General features: G+C 57.1%; 16 protein-coding genes. 7 read left to right on the forward strand and 9 right to left on the reverse strand.

The features are described from left to right. Positions 1-13 precede the first annotated feature (13 nt). The 5 genes from sufC to sufT are packed head-to-tail and all read left to right on the forward strand — an operon-like array spanning position 14 to position 4,370. A complete protein-coding gene (gene sufC, locus U2949_RS10055) occupies positions 14-793 on the forward strand; it encodes a Fe-S cluster assembly ATPase SufC (RefSeq protein WP_009454372.1) in 780 nt (259 codons plus the stop codon). Then, on the forward strand, positions 790-2,097 hold the full coding sequence (gene sufD, locus U2949_RS10060; protein WP_026482666.1) for a Fe-S cluster assembly protein SufD: 1,308 nt from the start codon (positions 790-792) through the stop codon (positions 2,095-2,097). Before sufC ends, sufD begins: the two co-directional genes overlap by 4 nt. Next, a complete protein-coding gene (locus U2949_RS10065; protein WP_063692786.1) occupies positions 2,094-3,341 on the forward strand; it encodes a cysteine desulfurase in 1,248 nt (415 codons plus the stop codon). The genes sufD and U2949_RS10065 overlap by 4 nt, the downstream gene beginning before the upstream one ends. Next, positions 3,342-3,794, forward strand: coding sequence for a Fe-S cluster assembly sulfur transfer protein SufU (sufU, locus tag U2949_RS10070; RefSeq protein ID WP_009454366.1), 453 nt, complete (start codon positions 3,342-3,344; stop codon positions 3,792-3,794). A gap of 15 nt (positions 3,795-3,809) precedes the next feature. Beyond that, entirely contained in the window at positions 3,810-4,370 is a 561-nt protein-coding gene (gene sufT, locus U2949_RS10075) for a putative Fe-S cluster assembly protein SufT (RefSeq protein WP_026482664.1), read from the forward strand. Positions 4,371-4,386: 16 nt separating this feature from the next. On the opposite strand, the gene U2949_RS10080 is transcribed toward sufT, so the two are convergent. The 9 genes from U2949_RS10080 to pgaA form a co-directional block, all read right to left on the reverse strand. Continuing rightward, entirely contained in the window at positions 4,387-5,151 is a 765-nt protein-coding gene (locus U2949_RS10080) for a response regulator transcription factor (RefSeq protein ID WP_321287487.1), read from the reverse strand. Between the two features lie 390 nt (positions 5,152-5,541). Beyond that, positions 5,542-6,651 carry a curlin-associated protein gene (locus tag U2949_RS10085; RefSeq protein WP_321287489.1) on the reverse strand — a complete coding sequence of 370 codons (1,110 nt, stop codon included), beginning with the start codon at positions 6,649-6,651 and terminating at the stop codon, positions 5,542-5,544. A gap of 89 nt (positions 6,652-6,740) precedes the next feature. Beyond that, a complete protein-coding gene (locus U2949_RS10090) occupies positions 6,741-7,709 on the reverse strand; it encodes a CsgG/HfaB family protein (protein WP_407654177.1) in 969 nt (322 codons plus the stop codon). Further along, positions 7,706-8,140 carry a curli assembly protein CsgF gene (locus U2949_RS10095; protein ID WP_321287496.1) on the reverse strand — a complete coding sequence of 145 codons (435 nt, stop codon included), beginning with the start codon at positions 8,138-8,140 and terminating at the stop codon, positions 7,706-7,708. Before U2949_RS10095 ends, U2949_RS10090 begins: the two co-directional genes overlap by 4 nt. 15 nt (positions 8,141-8,155) lie before the next feature. Next, entirely contained in the window at positions 8,156-8,641 is a 486-nt protein-coding gene (locus U2949_RS10100; protein ID WP_321287497.1) for a curli production assembly/transport protein CsgE, read from the reverse strand. Between the two features lie 137 nt (positions 8,642-8,778). Further along, the gene (gene pgaD / locus U2949_RS10105; RefSeq protein ID WP_321287499.1) at positions 8,779-9,312 is read right to left on the reverse strand and encodes a poly-beta-1,6-N-acetyl-D-glucosamine biosynthesis protein PgaD; all 534 of its coding nucleotides are present in this window, start codon (positions 9,310-9,312) and stop codon (positions 8,779-8,781) included. Next, a complete protein-coding gene (pgaC, locus tag U2949_RS10110; protein WP_321287501.1) occupies positions 9,309-10,637 on the reverse strand; it encodes a poly-beta-1,6-N-acetyl-D-glucosamine synthase in 1,329 nt (442 codons plus the stop codon). The genes pgaD and pgaC overlap by 4 nt, the downstream gene beginning before the upstream one ends. Continuing rightward, on the reverse strand, positions 10,630-12,651 hold the full coding sequence (gene pgaB / locus U2949_RS10115; RefSeq protein ID WP_321287503.1) for a poly-beta-1,6-N-acetyl-D-glucosamine N-deacetylase PgaB: 2,022 nt from the start codon (positions 12,649-12,651) through the stop codon (positions 10,630-10,632). Before pgaB ends, pgaC begins: the two co-directional genes overlap by 8 nt. A gap of 12 nt (positions 12,652-12,663) precedes the next feature. Then, positions 12,664-15,054 (reverse strand): poly-beta-1,6 N-acetyl-D-glucosamine export porin PgaA, encoded by a 2,391-nt coding sequence (gene pgaA, locus U2949_RS10120; RefSeq protein WP_321287505.1) that lies wholly within the window; start codon positions 15,052-15,054, stop codon positions 12,664-12,666. Positions 15,055-16,136: 1,082 nt separating this feature from the next. On the opposite strand from pgaA, the gene U2949_RS10125 reads away from it, so the two are divergent. Then, the gene (locus U2949_RS10125) at positions 16,137-16,304 is read left to right on the forward strand and encodes a hypothetical protein (protein ID WP_254499300.1); all 168 of its coding nucleotides are present in this window, start codon (positions 16,137-16,139) and stop codon (positions 16,302-16,304) included. Positions 16,305-16,829: 525 nt separating this feature from the next. Next, positions 16,830-17,213 (forward strand): DUF7079 family protein, encoded by a 384-nt coding sequence (locus U2949_RS10130; protein ID WP_321287509.1) that lies wholly within the window; start codon positions 16,830-16,832, stop codon positions 17,211-17,213. The last annotated feature ends 35 nt before the right edge of the window (positions 17,214-17,248 follow it).

A 17,248-nucleotide genomic window follows, 5' to 3' on the forward strand; every position in this document is an offset into this window, starting at 1 on the left:
GGAGAATAATGAAATGCTGACGATTAAAGATTTGCGCGCTTCGGTTGAAGATAAACCTATCCTTAAAGGTCTGAACCTGGAAATCAAACCCGGTGAAGTCCACGCCATCATGGGCCCGAACGGCTCGGGCAAGAGCACCTTGTCCCAGGTTCTGGCCGGTCGTGAAGACTACACCGTGGAAGGCGGTTCGGTTGATTGGCTGGGTCAAGACCTGCTGGAAATGAAGATTGAAGACCGTGCCCGTTCCGGTCTGTTCCTGGCCTTCCAGTACCCCATCGAAATTCCCGGTGTGTCCAACGCCTACTTCCTGCGCGCTTCCGTGAACGCCGTGCGCCGTCATCAGGGCTTGCCTGAGCTGGATGCCATGGACTTCCTCAAGCGTGTCAAAGAGGAAATGAAGACGGTTGGCATGCGCGAAGAGTTTCTGTATCGCTCCGTGAACGAAGGCTTTTCCGGCGGCGAAAAGAAACGCAACGAAGTTCTGCAAATGAGCCTGCTGGAACCCAAGCTGGCCATCCTGGACGAAACCGACTCCGGTCTGGATATTGACGCTTTGCGTGTGGTGGCTGACGGCGTGAACCGTCTGCGTTCCCCCGAGCGTTCCTTGCTGGTGATCACTCACTACCAACGTCTGCTGGACTACATCGTGCCTGACTTTGTGCACGTGTTGGCCGGTGGCAAGATCATTCGTTCCGGTGGCCGTGAATTGGCTCTGGAACTGGAAGAGCGTGGCTACGGTTGGGTGCTGGAACAAGCAGCCGCCGAACAAAAAGCCAAGGGAGCTGCGGTATGAGTCTGCCGGATTGGGTCAACAGCTTTGCCGCTCAGGCTGCACAAGCACCTGGAGCCGGCCTGCCTTGGCTAAGCGCCGTGCGTCAGCGCGCGCTGGATCGTTTCGCACAAGAAGGCTGGCCAACTACGCGTATTGAAGCCTGGCATCACACCTCTTTGGCTTTGCTGGAACAACAAAGCTTTGCGCCTCAGAAGTCGGCTTCGGCCGCAGAACTGGTGGCGTCGGTGCGCCAGCAAGAAGACGGGTATTTCCTGGTCTTTGTGGATGGTCACTACGATGCGGCCTTGTCGCACCTGAATGAGTTGCCAGCAGGCGTGCGTTTGTCCGCACTCAGTACCTGTCTGGAACAGGATGCAGACTGGCTGCAGCAGGCTTACGGGGACGAGTCCCTGGGCGCCTCGACGGCTGCCTTGAACCTGGCTTTGGCCCAGGATGGCGCTGCCTTGCATATTGCCGCTGGCAAGCATCTGGAACAGCCTGTTCATCTGGTTTTTGTACGCACTCAAGGTGGCAGTGCCAGCTTCACGCGCAACCTGATTTCTTTGGAATCTGGTGCCAGTGCAACGGTGGTTGAGCACTACGTGGGTCAGGAAGGAACGGATGCTTCCTTGAGCAGCGCCGTGACTCGCCTGAACGTGGCTCCTGATGCCAACCTGACACACATGAAGCTGCAGCAAGAAGCCTTGCAAGACTTCCACTTGGCCGCAATCGATGTGCAGCAAGGTCGTGGTTCGGTATTCAATTCGCACTCCCTGTCTTTCGGTGCTCGTATAGCCCGTAACGATATTGCTACTGTTTTCAACGGCGAGCGCTGCGAAACCTTGTTCAATGGTTTGTATTTTGTGGACGGCCGCCGTCACGTGGACCACAACACCATCATTGATCACGCTCAGCCTAACTGCCAAAGCCGTGAGTTCTACCGTGGCATTTTGGCCGACACCGCCCGTGGTGTCTTCAGTGGTCGTGTATTGGTAGGCAAGGGCGCGGATGGTACGGATTCGGTACAGCGTTCGGACAGCTTGCTCTTGTCCAAGATGGCACGTGCAGACTCCCGCCCTGAGTTGGAAATCTACGCCGACGACGTCAAGTGTGCACACGGTGCCACTGTGGGTCAGCTGGATGCAGATAGCCTGTTCTACCTGCGCTCGCGTGGCATGACCATGGAAGATGCACGCAATATGCTGATTTACGCATTTGCCGCTCAGTCTCTGGAGCGCATCGCGTCCGAGAGCCTGCGTAGCCGTGCCACAGTCGGTATTAATGCTTTGTTGCCTGGCGGTCTTGCCCTTGGAGATCTTGCATGAATGCGCCTATGCCCGTAACTGCTGCTGGTTTGCTGAATCACCGCGAGGATTTTCCTATCCTGGCTCGCCCCATCCGGGGCCAACGCCTGTCCTATCTGGACAATGGCGCGACGACGCAAAAGCCGCGCTCGGTCATTGAAGCCGAGGCGCGATTCTATGAGCAGTCCAATGCCAACATCCACCGTGGTGTGCATTGGCTGTCTCAGCATGCTACTGAGCTGTACGATCAGGCCAGAAGTACAGTGCGGGCATTTCTGAATGCCGCGCGCGATGAAGAAATTGTATTTACGCGTGGCACCACAGAATCCATCAACCTGGTGGCCTATAGCTGGGGCATGGACAACTTGAAGGCGGGTGATGAAATCCTGCTGACAGGCCTGGAGCATCACTCCAACATCGTGCCTTGGCAGCTTGTGGCTCAACGCACAGGCGCGGTCATCCGCGTGGTGCCTGTGCTGGACAACGGCGAGCTGGATCAGGAAGCGTTCAAGCAGCTGCTTAACGAGAAAACCCGCTTGCTGGGCTTGGTCCATGTATCCAATGCCCTGGGCACGATCAACCCCGTTGCTGAAATGACCCGTCAGGCTCATGCCGTCGGCGCCAAGGTGTTGGTAGACGGGGCCCAATCCGTTCCCCACGGTGTGGTGGACGTGCAGGCTCTGGATGCTGACTTCTACACGTTTTCGGCGCACAAGCTGTACGGCCCCACCGGTATGGGTGCTCTGTACGTGCGTTATGAGATTCTGGACAGCATGTCGCCCTGGATGGGCGGCGGTGACATGATCACCACCGTCAGTTTCGAGCAAAGCAATTACGCGCCTGTACCACAGCGTTTTGAGGCAGGTACACCCAATATCGCGGGTGCCATTACCATGGCTGCCGCCATCGATTATGTGATGGGTATAGGCATGCAGCGTATTGCCGACCATGAAGCGCTGCTGCTGGACTACGCCACCGAAGCCTTGCTAGCCATGCCCGGTATTCGCATTATTGGTACGGCGGCACATAAGGCAGGCATTGTGTCTTTCCTGGTCGACGGTATTCACCCGCACGATCTGGGCACGATTCTGGACATGGACGGCGTTGCTGTGCGTGCCGGTCACCACTGTGCCATGCCCTTGATGACGCGCTTTGGTATTCCAGGTACCGCTCGTGCCTCCTTTGCCTTGTACAACGATTACGCTGATATTGATGCTTTGCTGGGCAGCCTGCGCAAAGCTCAAAAACTATTTGGAGTTGGCTAAATGAGCCAGGATTTCAACGGGCTGCGCGAGCTCTACCAAGAGGTCATTTTTGACCATAACCGTAGCCCGCGTAACTTTGAAGTAATAGAAAACGCCAGCCATTTTGCCAATGGCCACAATCCTCTGTGCGGGGATCAACTGGCTGTGTACGCCGTGGTTGAAGACGGCATTGTGCAGAAAGTCAGCTTTGTGGGGCATGGCTGCGCTATTTCCAAGGCTTCGGCATCCTTGATGACCGAAGCCGTAAAGGGCCTGAGTCTGGCCGAGTTTGAGTCTCTATTTCAAGATATGCACGCCATGTTGACAGAGGCCCATCCCGATCGAGATCTGGGCAAGCTGGAAGTGTTATCTGGTGTGCGTGAATTCCCCGCACGGGTTAAATGTGCCACTTTGGCCTGGCATACCCTGCATAACGCCATCAATCAGGCCAAAGAAACCGCGCAAACCGAATAAAGGCGCAAACAAGCCATGAGCTATTTTGAACGACATGATGTGCTGGTCAGCCGGGATTGTCCGGCTGTCAGTATCCCTTACGGTGCTCCCGTTACGATCGAGGCGGGTTGTACAGCAACGATTACCCAGAAGCTGGGTGGCAGCTATACCGTGATGGTAGAGGGCAACCTGTACCGGATTGAAGGTGTCGATGCCGATGCGCTGGGTTTTGAGTCCCAGGACAAGCCCGAAGTGTTTGTACCCGAGCTGCCCCTGAGCGAAAAAACCATTGAAGATGCTGCCTGGATTGTGCTGGCTAGCGTTTATGATCCGGAAATTCCGGTCGATATCGTTAATCTGGGCTTGGTGTACGCTTGTCATGTGAACCAGACTGGTCCGGAAGCGTTCTCCATCACCATGGAAATGACGCTGACGGCTCCTGGTTGCGGTATGGGCACCATGATTGCTGATGAGGCCCGCTACAAGCTGGAGACTATCCAGGGCGTAGAGAAGGCCGTAGTGGATCTGGTTTGGGATCCACCGTGGAGCCGGGAACGTATGAGTGAATCAGCCCGCTTGCAACTAGGGATGCTGTAATAGAGAAAGCCTGCGATTAGCAGGCTTTTTCGATGTGAGTGTGGGGCATCCCTAGCCTGGCTCCTTTGGAGACCGCGTGATAGACGGCCTCGTTACGGTTGTGTACGTTCATCCGCATATACAGGGTTTCAGCATGCGCCTTGGCTGTAGCCGATGAAATATTCAACTGCCGGGCCACGCCCTTGATGGTCATGCCGCGTGCCAATAACACCAGCACTTCATACTGGCGCGGTGTCAGGCCCAACAGCCGTGCTTCGTCAAGATGGTCTGTTTCAGGATCGGCGGGTGGCCAGCGTATGGGCTCGTAGGACGTAATCAGCTTGTCGGAATGAGCTTGGAACGGCGATGGACTTGATGGCTGGGTTACAGGCGCGGCCATTGCCGTCGTTTGACGCTGGGGCGCAGGCGATGGAAAACAGGAGCCGCCGGCCAACACCAGATTGATCGAAGCCGCCATTAATTCCGGTGTGGCGGTCTTGAGCAAATGTCCCATAACGCCGGCAGGCATGTCTTGAAGCGCAGGCAAGGCGTAGTGGGACTCGGCTATCAGGAGTACGGCGCTGGGTTGCAGGCTGCGGTGCGCATCAGCCAGCAGCTTCAAACAGGCCTTGGCCGATGGCACCGACAATAGCAGCAGCTCACAACATCGTGTCTGCAGACCGGTTTCCATAGATTCGTAGTCCATGCTGAGCAGTTCCGCGCTGGGCAGGGTGTCTGCCAGCAGCCGTACGATACCCAACCTGTATAAGGTGTGTGGTTCTACGATGATAATTGTTGTCATTTTATGTCTCCCTCGCTGCGTCATGGGCTCTATGTCATTACGTTGAATAAGCCTTTTGTGGGTTGGATTGCATGTGTCATTGTCTTTGGTAGTTATGGGTATTTTCTTTTCTTCATTCCTGTTGGCAGCCTAATTTTCAGATGGCTAGACGCATTCAGAACGGACGAATCATGTGAAACTGTTAATCATTGTTTGTTTTGGTTAAATTTTGATGTTTTAAACGTCATACCGTGCCCAAAAGTTCGGATCAGGTATCTGGAAAGCCTTATAAACTCGGGTTACTCCTATGCTCCATAATCCCTAAACCGCTTACATATCAATAGCTTGAGTGTTGTCAGCGGCGCCTACTATATAACATATTGCCGCTGACATTTGGCTTACATCAGCCGGTTAATGTTGGTTTACATACGCATTGTTGAAATTACCCGTCTGGGTGACGGTACTGTTGTGGTTCAGGCCGCTTTGCACCACTTGGGCGCGGTTGCCCCAACCGTTCTGCATAACCGACGAATCCAGGTTGAAACCGACCTGGGTAACCACGGCCTTGTTATAGCCGCCGCTCTGGCTGATGTAGGAATCGTTGCCGATGCCTGCTTGGGAGTTGTAGGCGTCATTACCCAGGCCACTTTGGATGATGTTGCTGTCGTTGCTGTAGCCGGTCTGTTCAGTAACGGCTTTGTTATGCGAGCCGATCTGGACAATACTGGCATGCAGGCGATCCGAATTGCCCCACCACGTGCCGGTTTGGCTGATAGTGGCATCATTTTTGTGGCCACCGCCCTGGACGATGGAGGCGTTCGAGTTGGAGACATTCCACTGATCGATCACGCCTTTGTCGTACTTGCCGCTGTCGGTGATGCTGGCGGTCGAGCTCATGCTTTTGTATTGATTGATGTACGCATCTCCTTTGTACCCCGATTGGGTAATGAAGGCGTTGACATGGCTGCTGTTGTCTTGCTCAATGACTGAGTCGTTGCGCGCGCCGCTGTCGTTGATGACAGCCAGTGCGTCACGGGTTCGGTATTGATTGACATAGGCATCGCCCATTTGTCCCGTTTGGTTTACCCAGGCCTGGTCACCAGTGCTGCGGACTTGTTCCACAACCGCCTTGTTGTCCGAGCGTAATTGCTTGATGCCGATTTGCGATCCGTTGGCCTGCCATTGGCTGGCAAAGGCGTCGTTGCGGTTGCGTGACTGGGTGATGGTGATCGTGGAGTTGCCGCCGCTGCGGCTTTGTTCCACCACGGCCTTGTTGTCGTTGCCGTTGATGACCTTCACGGTGGTGCGAACCGTACCGTTATCCCACTGGTTGATGTAATCGTCGTTGCGGTCTCCCTTCACGTCGATGGTCGCGTTGGCGTTGGCATTGTGGTTTTGAAGAACTACGCCTTTGTTGAAATTGCCGGTCTGCGTCACGGTGGCGTTGTCAGCCAGCGCCAGTGTGGGCAGGGCCAGCGCGGTGCCCAGGGCAATAGCTAATGTGGACAGTTTGCCGTTCATATACTTCTCCTCAGTGCATGTCGAAGACCGTTGTTAGGAAAGAGAGCGGTGGCCGGTCTTCTCGGAACCACCGCGCTGTCTGCTCGTGTTCAACTGCCGGTGACTGGAGCGGTCTGCACCTCATTGCTTGTGGCTTCATTAGCTTGCGTGGCCTCAGGATCGGCCACAGCGGTCTGGGTGCGCATGCTGCGATAGGTTTCGTTTTGCTTCATGTAGTTCTGCACGATGGGGTTGTTACGGTCGGACTCGTTTCGCAGTCGCCATTGGCCTTCCTTCATGCCTTGCACGATCAGATGCACCACCGCCGATTCAATGGCCTCTTTGACCGAGAGCTGGGCCGGTTCGTTGTTGGTTACGCCAGCCTCGATTTCCAGCAGGTCTTTGAAGTTCACGAACTTGTAGACGCTGGGCCGGACTTCGTAGGAAAAGATGGTCTTGGTGGTGGACACGCTTTGCAAAATGTTGCCGGTGCGCACGTCGATGGCCCGCAGGTTGACCGTGACTTGGTCAACCCGATACTGGGTAGACAGGCCTACGCCCAGGAAACGTGCGCCCGCGCCGCCCGTGCGCACATTGCTTTCATAGGAGATGATGCCTCCATCCATCATGATTTCGGCCGGGGCTAGTGGCGGGATGTTGATGGCGGTGCGCTGGCCGTTTTCCTGCGATCCGTCCAGGGCGCGCACGATGCGCCGCTCGGTCAGCAGTTCCTGCAGGCTTTCGCGCTCGACCGGAGTGAACCAGCGCGAGTCACGCAGGGCTTTGACCAGCAGGGCGGCGGCTCCCTGGGTGACTGAGGTGGAAAAGGAGCTGTCCGGATTGGGCTTGTATTGGCCAGTCTGGTCACGAAACCCGTAGACGGCCACGGTCAGGCGCTGGGCGGGCGCGGGCAGCTCCAGCAGATCGTGCGTGGCTGGCGAGGCGGGCGTCAGGTAGGCAGAGCCTTTGACTTCGGCCGGGGTGGAGGGGACGGCGCAGGCAGCCAGGGCCCAGGTCAGGGCCAGCACGCTTAACAGGCGCGTTGGGCGCGCGGTCAGGACGGTCACTGTGCTCATCATGGTTGCATCACTCGGAAAGTAGTGGAAGCGCCGGTGATCCGGTCCGTAGTGGTGATCGTCAGTGCTCCGCCGCCGATATCGACGACGCTGACAGTAAAGCTGCCGGTCTCGAAGGTCCCGGGCACAAATTTGCCGTTGCTGTCCACAAACTGCGAGGACGCGGCCGAGGCCAGGCGACTGAGTACCGAGCGCTCCAACTGATCGTTGAAGTCCTGGAAGGGCGTGCGCTGCTCAAAGGATGAGCCCAGGTCTTCGGCGTCGGGGTCCGTGTGCTTGTTGGTGACCTGGGCCGAGTTCAGTAGCCATTGCCCATTGAGCGGGCTGCCGCCGAAATTGGGATTGACGGGGGTATATATCAGTTCGGTTGCATGGACGGGAGCAAATAGCGCACCGGTCAGCACAATAGAGGCAAGGGGCAGGAAGGTCTTCACGTTATGTCTCTCTTATTAAAGTTCGTCCGGAGCAAGGTCCGGGTTGTTGGTGAGTACGCGTTCGATCTCGCTTTTATTGACGTTTTCCAGAACAAGATCCACAGCCCGCTCACTGGCCTTCTTTGTGCCGGAACGCGCGGGCGTGAGAAAAGCGTGATACATGCGCTGGCGACGGTATTCGATCCAGATTTCGCTGCCCCAGCGGGCCGACGGGCGCTCCACCACCGTCAGGGTGAAGGGACTGGCCCCGGTCAGCTCGCGCCAGCGATTGCTGAAGTAGCGGTAAAAGTCTTGTCCTTGCACCGTTACGGTGCGGTTGATGACGATGCCCGCGAGCGGATCGTCAAACAGGTTCTTGCGAACTACTTCAGCCTGCCGGATGGCTTCCATGAAGTTGGCCGGTTTGGGCTTGCTGGTATCTCTGCCTGGTTGTGAAGCGGCGCTGCTCATGACACACAGCATTGCCAGCAGCACGACCCCTTGTTGGTAGGGTTTTGTCATTGCAGCACCTGTTGTTCCTTCGCCTTACGGCTTGATACATCGGCGTTACTGACTATGGTAGAGACGGCCATCTGCAATTACATGAGCCGCATTTCCTAGGCTGTTTGCCCTTGCACAGGGCTGTTTTTGCGTCGGTGCTACTGCTTCGGCGTAGGCTGTTTGGGGTAGGCGCGCGGACGAAAGATCAGCGGTGTCAGTGGTTCTCCGTCGTGTGGGCCGGTTGCCTGCTGCATGGGTAGCGGATTGGCTGCTTCTACATGCTGTACCGCGCCGTCCTGGGCGTTGTAGAGCACGACGATGCGACTGTGGCGCACGGTATCGATCTGTTCGTGATCAAAGTGCGGCAGGGGGGGCTGCGTGACGCGATGCGAGCGGCTGCGTTGGCGGTACAGAGCCTGGCGCAGGTGGCGCTGCTGGCGCTGCTGGCGTCGCCAGCGTGACCAGGCCAACAGTAGCAGGCCGTTGGTCAGCAGAACCGCCCCGTAGAACAGAAAGGTGGTCAGGGTTGGGAAGATCGGATCTATCTGTTCGTAGCCAGCTTTGTCCATGGTGTGACCGATCAATAGGAGCAAGCCTTTGGCGATCAGGTAACTGAAGACGAACCAGCCGGCGATGGTCAGTAGACGGTCTATCCAGCGAGTGATGGGATGGCGTTGGGTCGTGATGATCATGACAGCTCCTTGATACCCCGGTCGGGACTGCTCCAGCGGGCGCGTTTGCGACGCAGGCGCAGCATGACCATGGGGAAACTCCACAGCGTGGTTAAAAAATTGATCAACCAGTAGACAAATGGGTACCAGATGATCCAGAACATCGTCAGGGGCAGATCGGGCTCGTAGCGACGGTCGATCCAGATACTGACGGCGAACTGCAGCAGGCACATGCCGGCCAGCACCATACCGGTGAACGAGGGCGGGAACAGGCCGTCGATCTGGGTGGCGGCAGGCAAGTGGAGCATTTGTCCAAGCAACCAGATCAGCATCGCTACGCCCAGGGCGAAACTCCATAAGGTCGAACACAGGTATTCCAGAGTCAGGGGCCACATGCCGCGGTTTTCCCAGCGCAGCACCTGCGGGGTGTATTTCAGGAAGGTTTCCGCACCGCCCTGAGCCCAGCGCAAACGCTGCTTGAACAGGCCTTTCAGTGTTTCGGGCATCAGCACCCAGCACAGGGCGCGCGGCTCATAGAACACCTGCCAGCCGACCAGCTGCAACTTCCAGGTAACATCGATGTCTTCGGTGATCATGTCCAGACTCCAGTAGTCCACTTGGTCCAAGGCCTGGCGACGAAAGCCTGCGATCACGCCGGAAATCGTGAAGATTTTTCCGTAGACGCGCTGCGTGCGCTTGATTAGCCCGATGATCGAGGAGAACTCGCCAACCTGGATGCGGCCGATCAGGGTGGAGCGCGTGCGGATGCGCGGATTACCGGTGGTGGCACCGACTTCCGGGTTACGCAGCATGGGGGCGACCAGGTAATTGACGCCTTCCGGGTCCAGGTAAGCATCCCCGTCTATACACACGAAGTAATCGCCGCTGGCGCTCAGGGCTCCCATGCGCAGGGCCAGTGCCTTGCCCTGGTTCTGGGCCAGGTGGATGACGCGCAGCTTGTCGTACTCCTCGCTCAGATCATTGAGCACTTGGGCGGTGCGGTCGCTGGAGCCGTCGTTGATGGCGATGACTTCGATGTTGGGATAGACCTGGTTCAGCGCGGACAGGATGGTAGAGCGGGCGTTGGCCTGTTCGTTAAAGCAGGGGATCAAGATGCTGACCAGCGGCATGCCTTCCAGTTCGGGTGGGGCGTGTGGTTTATAGGTCCAGCGGCGTTCATGCTGGAACCAGAAGATCAAGCCGCCGCCTATCCATATGCCCGACATGAACAGCGGGTACATGAAGATGAAGTAGAGCAGTAGGTGGCTGGTCAGGGCGACGGTGATTCCCAGGGGAATTCCGACGATCAGGCACAGGGCCAATAGGGCGATCAGTCGTTCAATCATTTTTTGTTGGATACCATTCAATCGTGATTTCCGGACGAATCACGTTCATCTTGGGCTGATTGTTGACAAAGTCGTCGGGGTAATAGCCGACATGTCGCGCCCCTCTTGCCGTCAGTGCATTGAGCCAGCCGGCCACTAGATGGGAGTCCAGCGGACGGGATGGTTGACCTTGGCCGGGCCAATCGACCGATTGCACTTCGAACACGGTGCGGCGCAGGCCTTCTGGGTGGCTGGCCACCTTATCGACCAGCTCGTTCAGCCAGGTCACGGCATGCTGATCGAGGATGTCTTCCATGCGGGGCATGGCCATCACGGCAGTCCAGTCATAGGCTTGCAGAAAATCGTTCAGGTTCTGGGCAAACCACTGTTCGCTCTGGGGCTGCAGAACCGGTAGGGCGTACATATTGCGGGCCGTACTGATCTGCGGGCCGCGCTGCTTGCGTACCCGATCAGCTAGTTCCCGGGTCAAGTCGATCAGGGCTTGTGATTTAAAGCGCGTCCAGCGCTCAAACCGCTCGGGATTGGCTCGTATCGTCCTGATGTCCCTGCCAAAGCCGGCGTTTTCGTAGGCGTCCAGGGCGGCGGGCGAGGCATCTTCAAAGTCGGTCAGCGTGGCATCGTCATGGAATACAACACCAAAGAAGAGGGCGCTGCGTCCCAGGTCTTCGTACAGATCGCCCATGATCTGGCGAGTGCGAGGGTCAAAGGGGGACAGGCGGCGGTAGCCTTGTGTGGGCAGGGAAGGTGGGCTGCCGTCGGCATGCCATTGCAGCACGCGTTGCACCGGCTCGGACGTCTCGATGGCCAGCACGGGCATCCATGCAAAGACATTGACGTGGGCGCGCGAACTTAATTGCCAGGCCGTGCGGTTGAACAGGTCGGCGCGCATGGGCAGGTGGCGGTTGGGGAAGTAGACCGCGCGCACCAGGCCATCGCCAGTGGGGTCGGCGAAGGCTTGCAGATAGACACTACGTGGTTTCAGGTCTGCGATGCGTTGCACCAGGGCGCTCAAGTTGCGTTCCATCTGCGCCGGATCGGGGTCGTACACATAATCCAGATCCACATGCACCACTCGTTCGGCCTGACGGTCCTCACGGGAGGTGATAAAGCCTGCAAAGGTGCTGATGTCCGGGTCGTTATCCACCAGATAGCGGGGCATATTCATCAGGTCGTGGACGTTGGCCACGCCGTCGGTCAGCGTCAGGGCCATCTGATAGCCTTCTTGCTCCAGAATTTGCAGGCCCAGACCGCTGATCCGGCCATAGGGCCAGACCCAGACGCGCGGCGGCTTACCGGCGTGCTGTTTGACGCGGGCACTGATGGCGCGCACATCCTCGCGAAAGCGGGCGGTGTACTCGGCATCGGTCTCGTAGCGTTTCTGATCGGTCAGGTAGCGATGTGCGGCAGCCACCGGCTGGATATTGCCTTGTGGGTTGGCGATGGCACCGTAATGCATGTTTTGGGTGTGCGCGCCGATTTCCACCAAGCCGGATTTGGCCATTTCGTCGACTTGCGCCCAGTGCAAAAAGCGCGAACGTTCGGTGGGAAGACCGCCAAAGTCCACTTTTTCATTGTCGGGGGTGTCCAACCATTTGCCGACCGGGGCCAGCAGCGCAGGCCAGTGATAGGCTTTGAGCAGCGGGAACACGCGGGTATAGAAACTTTGATACCCGTCGTCAAATGACAGCAGCACTGCCTTTTCAGGCAGAGGCTCCACACCTTGGCGGGCGCGCATAATCTGCTCTACGCTGACGGGCACATAGTTGTTTTCCTGTAGCCAGGAAAACTGCTGGCGCAGGTGCTCGGTACTGACGCTCAGGTACGCCTGGTTAGGATCGTGGTCCTCCACGTCGTGGTAGGCGATGATGAGTAGCTCGTCATTGCGCCAGGGCTGCTCTTGTTGTTCGAGGCGACGCTGCTCGGGCGGCACATACAGGGCCGGCGGGCTGGTGCTGCAGGCGGATAAGAGGGCGCTGAAGGCCACTATCAGAAGGGTCAGGATTCGTGTGCTCATTGTCGTGGCCGCTTAGAATTTGATCTTGAGTTCAACCATGCCGCTGTACTGCTGTTCGCGCTGACCGTCATAGGGGCGGGACAGGGCCTGCAGGCGCAGGCCGACTTCCAGATTGCGGTCGTGCTGGTAGTTCAGTTCGTAGGCGACGGAACCTACGGCGCCATTGCCATAGCCGCTTTGGTGATGTAGGCCCACACCCAGTGTCAGAGCTTGGGTCAGGCGCTCGTCATAGTGTTGGTAAATCAGGTGCTCCAGACGTAGGGCAGGCACAGCCATGTATTCGCGCCGTGGGCTGTAGTAGGGTCTGTCTTCGTCTTTGTTGCCGGAAGCCCATAGTTCCAGCTGGGCGTCGGCCTTGATGCGCGGGCTGGTGTAGATGCGTTGGTTACCTGTGATCTGCAGGCTCTGACGTACGTTGTTGTCAGAGAATTTTGTCCCGGTGTAGGCTGCTTGCACCCATTGCTCGGGGCCGTTTTGCCAGCGTAGCCGCACTTGTCCCTGGTTGGCCGTGATGCCTGCGGCCAGGGCGCGATTCGGAATATCCAGGGTGCGATAGTCCAGGGTGCCGCCGATGCTCCAGTGATCGCTCAGCTCGTGATCAAGCTGCAGGCTGGCTCCCATCTTGTTGCCCTGACCCCAGTTCTGGTTGTCGATTGTCAACTGTGATTGCCAGTCGCGGCCGCGGTACTCCAGGCCGGCTCCCTGCCAGCTCACGTTGTGACCAAGCTCGTCGCTGGTATCAAGGTGACCGGCCAGGGCGGTGGCGCGCCAGTTGTAGTTGATGGGGGCGCTGTACCATTGCGCCTCGGTGCGAATGCCGTCATTGCCCGAGATATCGCCGCCGTTGCTGGTTTCAAAACCGCTGCGCAGGATCAATTCATTCTTGCGGTAGGACTGCCAGTCTTTTTCCAGTTCCGCGACCCGCATATTGGTGGGGTAGTGCGCTTTGGCATACGCCAATAGTTCTTCGGCCTGGCGGTATTCGTGCAGGTCCAGGGCGGTCTGGGCCTGGCTGATGATGACGTCTTCTTGGCGCGGCGCGTAGTTTTCGGCGATCTTCAGATTGCGTTCCGCCGCCCGTGGCATGCCCGACATGCGCTGGGCATCGGCCAGCGGCACGCGTAGGTTGACATTACTCGGTGCCTGTGCGCTGGCCTTGGCCAGATTTTCGCGTGCCTGCTTGAGCAAACCCGTATAGGTATAGAGCGAGTTTTTCAAAATCAGGGTGTCGGTATAGCCTGGATTGGGCTGGGGAATTGGATTCCCGCGTAGCCAGCGAGTGGCGGGCATGTCTTTTTCCATGTGCTCGGCCAATGCCAGAGCCTGATCTTCGCGGCCAGACTCCAGTAAGGAAAAGGCCAATCCGGTTTGATAGCGTGTGCGTGTTTTTGCGTCCAGCGAGGGTTCGGCCAACGCCCGCTCGTAGCTGGATACGGCTTGTTCGGGGTGACGGGCGCGCAGTTGCAGGGCTCCTAGCGAGGCGTAGGCATAGCCAGGATATTGGGCCGCCCGTTCGGGAGCAATGTCTACTGTAGAGGGCGCGTCTTCGCGTGTGTCCATCGCAATCAGACGGTCACCACGGATGCGGCGGGCGAAAGCGGGGTTACCCAGAAAGCTGGCGCTGTCAGCCAGTTTGTCTTGCAACGCGATGGCTCGGTTGGCGACCAGAAAACGTTCGGGTAGTGTGCGTGTGGGCTGGGGCGACAGCCGGGTCAATTCAGCGGCATAGTCGGCTTGACGGTCAGCCAGGTCTGCGGTCGAGAAGATGTCGGGATGCTGTGTTTGCCATTCCATCGCCTGGCGGTGCAGTCCGGCGGCATGCAGGGACTGGTCATAATCCCGGATAACATCGGTTTTGTCTGGCTGGACAGCCAGAGCATCCTGGCTGACGCGCAGGGCTTCGTAGTTCTGGCCGGCAGCGCGGTAGATGTAGCTGCGCGTCAGCAGGTAAATGGTGTTTTGGCGTGTGGCCGGCTGCAGTTGCTGGGCGCAGCTCAAGGCCTGGGCAGTCAGTCCGGCATCGGCCAGGCTCATGCACAGGCCCATGGTGAAGGCGGCTTGCTGTGGAAAGCGCCGCATTCCTTCCCGATACAGGGTTTGGGCCGGTGTCCATTGGCGCGCATCTTTGTGGGCGCGTGCTGTCAGCAGCAATACATCGGCCGGCAAGGGCAGGTTGGTCGGCCAGCTTTGGTACAGGTGGATGACCTCTTGCGGCTGGCCTGCCCAGGCATGAATGCGCATCAGATCAAGCTGGACACGTGTCTCTTGCGGATGTTGTTGCCGGTACTGCTGCAAGCCGGCAATGGCGGACTGGTATTGGCCTTGGCGTGCCTGTTTGATCCAATCCTCGTAGGAGGCGGCATGCAGGCTGGTGCTACATGCGGTCAGTACCAGCAGGGTCAAGGAATCCAGCCAGAACCGGCGCAGGAACGAGGTTCTGGCTGGGAAGAGACCGACGTTTTGCAGAGCTTGTCTTTTTATTGATCGCCTGGACACTTCTCTTCCCCTTGTTGTTTGTGTGTACTTCCTGCCACTGTTCGTTACTGAGCGAACAGAAGGGTCTTAAGGGGTATCCTAGGAGTCTGGGCCTCTGGCGGTAATTGGCCTTTTGATGTAAACCACCTGGTTTTTTGTAGTAAGCCACTCGGCCTAAGCTAGATGCTTCTTAAGAAGAAGCTTGCACAACAGAATAAACAGGGGTGGGGCTTTATTCTTTCGGGGCGTAGCGCACTTGCATGAGGTGCAATGGATCGAAGGTTCTAATCCTTCCGTTCCGACCATATTTATCAAGGGCTTACAGCATTGTTGCTGTAAGCCCTTGCTCATTGCTGTGGGGGGGTGTGGGGACTCGTTTTTCACCGATCACCCCGTCTTCTCAGAAGCGTAACCGCTGGCGCTTCTTCGGGATTGTGGGCAAGCTTCTCAACTTCGCTCAGCAGTTTGAAAAAATCAGCGGCTGAATAGTCGGTTGTGATTGTCCCATTCGTGGGATCTAGCTGAACTTGCCTGTTTGCCAAATGCGTTCCCGCAGCACGCAGCCGTCGCCCAAATGTGTGCTGTAAGTCATGTACTCGCACTGCGCTGAAATCGGCATTGGCCGGACACGGATACAAACCCTCTCACGTTTGGGCCGCTCGTCACTTGGCAGCCCACAAGAGGCGTTCATTTCGCTATTGGTTCACCCTTGTATGGAAAAATACATGCGCCTCGTGCCTTGAAAGGGTAGGGCCTATTGCTGCAACCATGCCAAAGAGCGTGTACGTCCATACATCGTGTCTTGCGAGAGCGTTCATGGTTATGGGGCCGGTTGGGCCAATGCCTGCTATGCTAGCGTGGCTGACAGGTTATCCGTGGTGATTCGATCTGTCAGGCGTGCCTATGTACATTTAGGCATTGTCGGGCATACGTTTGCCTAGTTCCTGCTGCCAAGATGAACCGAGCGAATGTGAAGCAAGAGTAAATTTAACCAAACCGGAGAGATTTCCATGGGCACCAAAATTGTTACTGAAGCCGACCGTAAGCGTACTCCCCCTCCTGCCCCCCCCAAGGGCGTGAACCTCAGCACGAAATTCCGGGGGCAACGTGTTAGCCAGGAGCGCGGTGCGCATACCCGCAGCAAGAAAAATCCCGGCAAGCGTGCACATTCGGGTTAATTTCTGGAGACAGCTTGGTACATGGCAAGGCTTCAACGGCGGATGCTGGAAGAGTTAAGCATTTCCACACGCAAAAATGCCCGCCTGTTGAAAAATTGAACTGCACCCCAAAAGTTTGATACCCATCCAAGCTTTGGGGTGTTTTATATGGCGAAGCATACGGAAGCATTCAAGCTAGAAGTTGCACAGACGTATTGATCAACGCAGATAGGGGCGTGATCCTTAGCTGCCCAGTACAGTCCGGGCCACGGGACGGTGCGTCGCTGGATGTAAAGGTAGGCGCCCAGGGAAATTCGGTGTGCTCAAACTCGCTTTGGTCGCAGGTCTGCAGGCGTTTTCCGTCTTGACATTTCTCCAGGCGATAGGGGGCGCTGAACAGGTAGTTCCATTGTGTGCCATGACGCTTACCATGACGATATTGGCTGATTTCTGATAAGGCGCTGCTATCGTGGAAAAGGACCTGGACGCCATGGTAGTTCCCTTCATTATCAAAGGGGGAAATGGCTGGAGAGAAGGGGTTACATCTTGAGTGATCAGCCAAGCGATAAGGCGTTGTGTGAAGCCTTGTCGGAATTGTTTGTAGACAGGCCGGTTAATTACCAGGCTATTGCGAACGTGGCCAAGTACTTTTCGGTCCACCATGTAGAAAGGGCTTTGTTCGAGTGGGTGGCGCCAGTTTGCTATTCCAACGCGCTTGCTCCCATCCCTTCAATCTGGACCGGGTTTGAACCCAACCAACTCTGGCGCGATATTGTGGTGCATCGCCAGGCTCGTGCCAGTGCCGGCCTGTTCAGACGGGTGCGCTGGCATGCCCAACAGCGTTTGCTGCGCTATTACTTTGCCAAGGAGTGGCGTGAGCTGTCTCAGTACTTGTCATCGGGTAATCCCCCCATTTTTAACGAACGTTAAAAATGGGGGGATTACCGCTTCTCTTAAGCGTTAGT

The organism is Alcaligenes phenolicus (assembly GCF_032063905.1).
Lineage (GTDB): Bacteria > Pseudomonadota > Gammaproteobacteria > Burkholderiales > Burkholderiaceae_B > Alcaligenes > Alcaligenes phenolicus.

Coding starts and splice junctions, on each gene's coding strand:
- sufC (WP_009454372.1), top strand. CDS start 14: ATGCTGACGATTAAAGATTTGCGCGCTTCGGTTGAAGATAAACCTATC.
- sufD (WP_026482666.1), top strand. CDS start 790: ATGAGTCTGCCGGATTGGGTCAACAGCTTTGCCGCTCAGGCTGCACAA.
- U2949_RS10065 (WP_063692786.1), top strand. CDS start 2,094: ATGAATGCGCCTATGCCCGTAACTGCTGCTGGTTTGCTGAATCACCGC.
- sufU (WP_009454366.1), top strand. CDS start 3,342: ATGAGCCAGGATTTCAACGGGCTGCGCGAGCTCTACCAAGAGGTCATT.
- sufT (WP_026482664.1), top strand. CDS start 3,810: ATGAGCTATTTTGAACGACATGATGTGCTGGTCAGCCGGGATTGTCCG.
- U2949_RS10080 (WP_321287487.1), bottom strand. CDS start 5,151: ATGACAACAATTATCATCGTAGAACCACACACCTTATACAGGTTGGGT.
- U2949_RS10085 (WP_321287489.1), bottom strand. CDS start 6,651: ATGAACGGCAAACTGTCCACATTAGCTATTGCCCTGGGCACCGCGCTG.
- U2949_RS10090 (WP_407654177.1), bottom strand. CDS start 7,709: ATGATGAGCACAGTGACCGTCCTGACCGCGCGCCCAACGCGCCTGTTA.
- U2949_RS10100 (WP_321287497.1), bottom strand. CDS start 8,641: ATGACAAAACCCTACCAACAAGGGGTCGTGCTGCTGGCAATGCTGTGT.
- pgaD (WP_321287499.1), bottom strand. CDS start 9,312: ATGATCATCACGACCCAACGCCATCCCATCACTCGCTGGATAGACCGT.
- pgaC (WP_321287501.1), bottom strand. CDS start 10,637: ATGATTGAACGACTGATCGCCCTATTGGCCCTGTGCCTGATCGTCGGA.
- pgaB (WP_321287503.1), bottom strand. CDS start 12,651: ATGAGCACACGAATCCTGACCCTTCTGATAGTGGCCTTCAGCGCCCTC.
- U2949_RS10125 (WP_254499300.1), top strand. CDS start 16,137: ATGGGCACCAAAATTGTTACTGAAGCCGACCGTAAGCGTACTCCCCCT.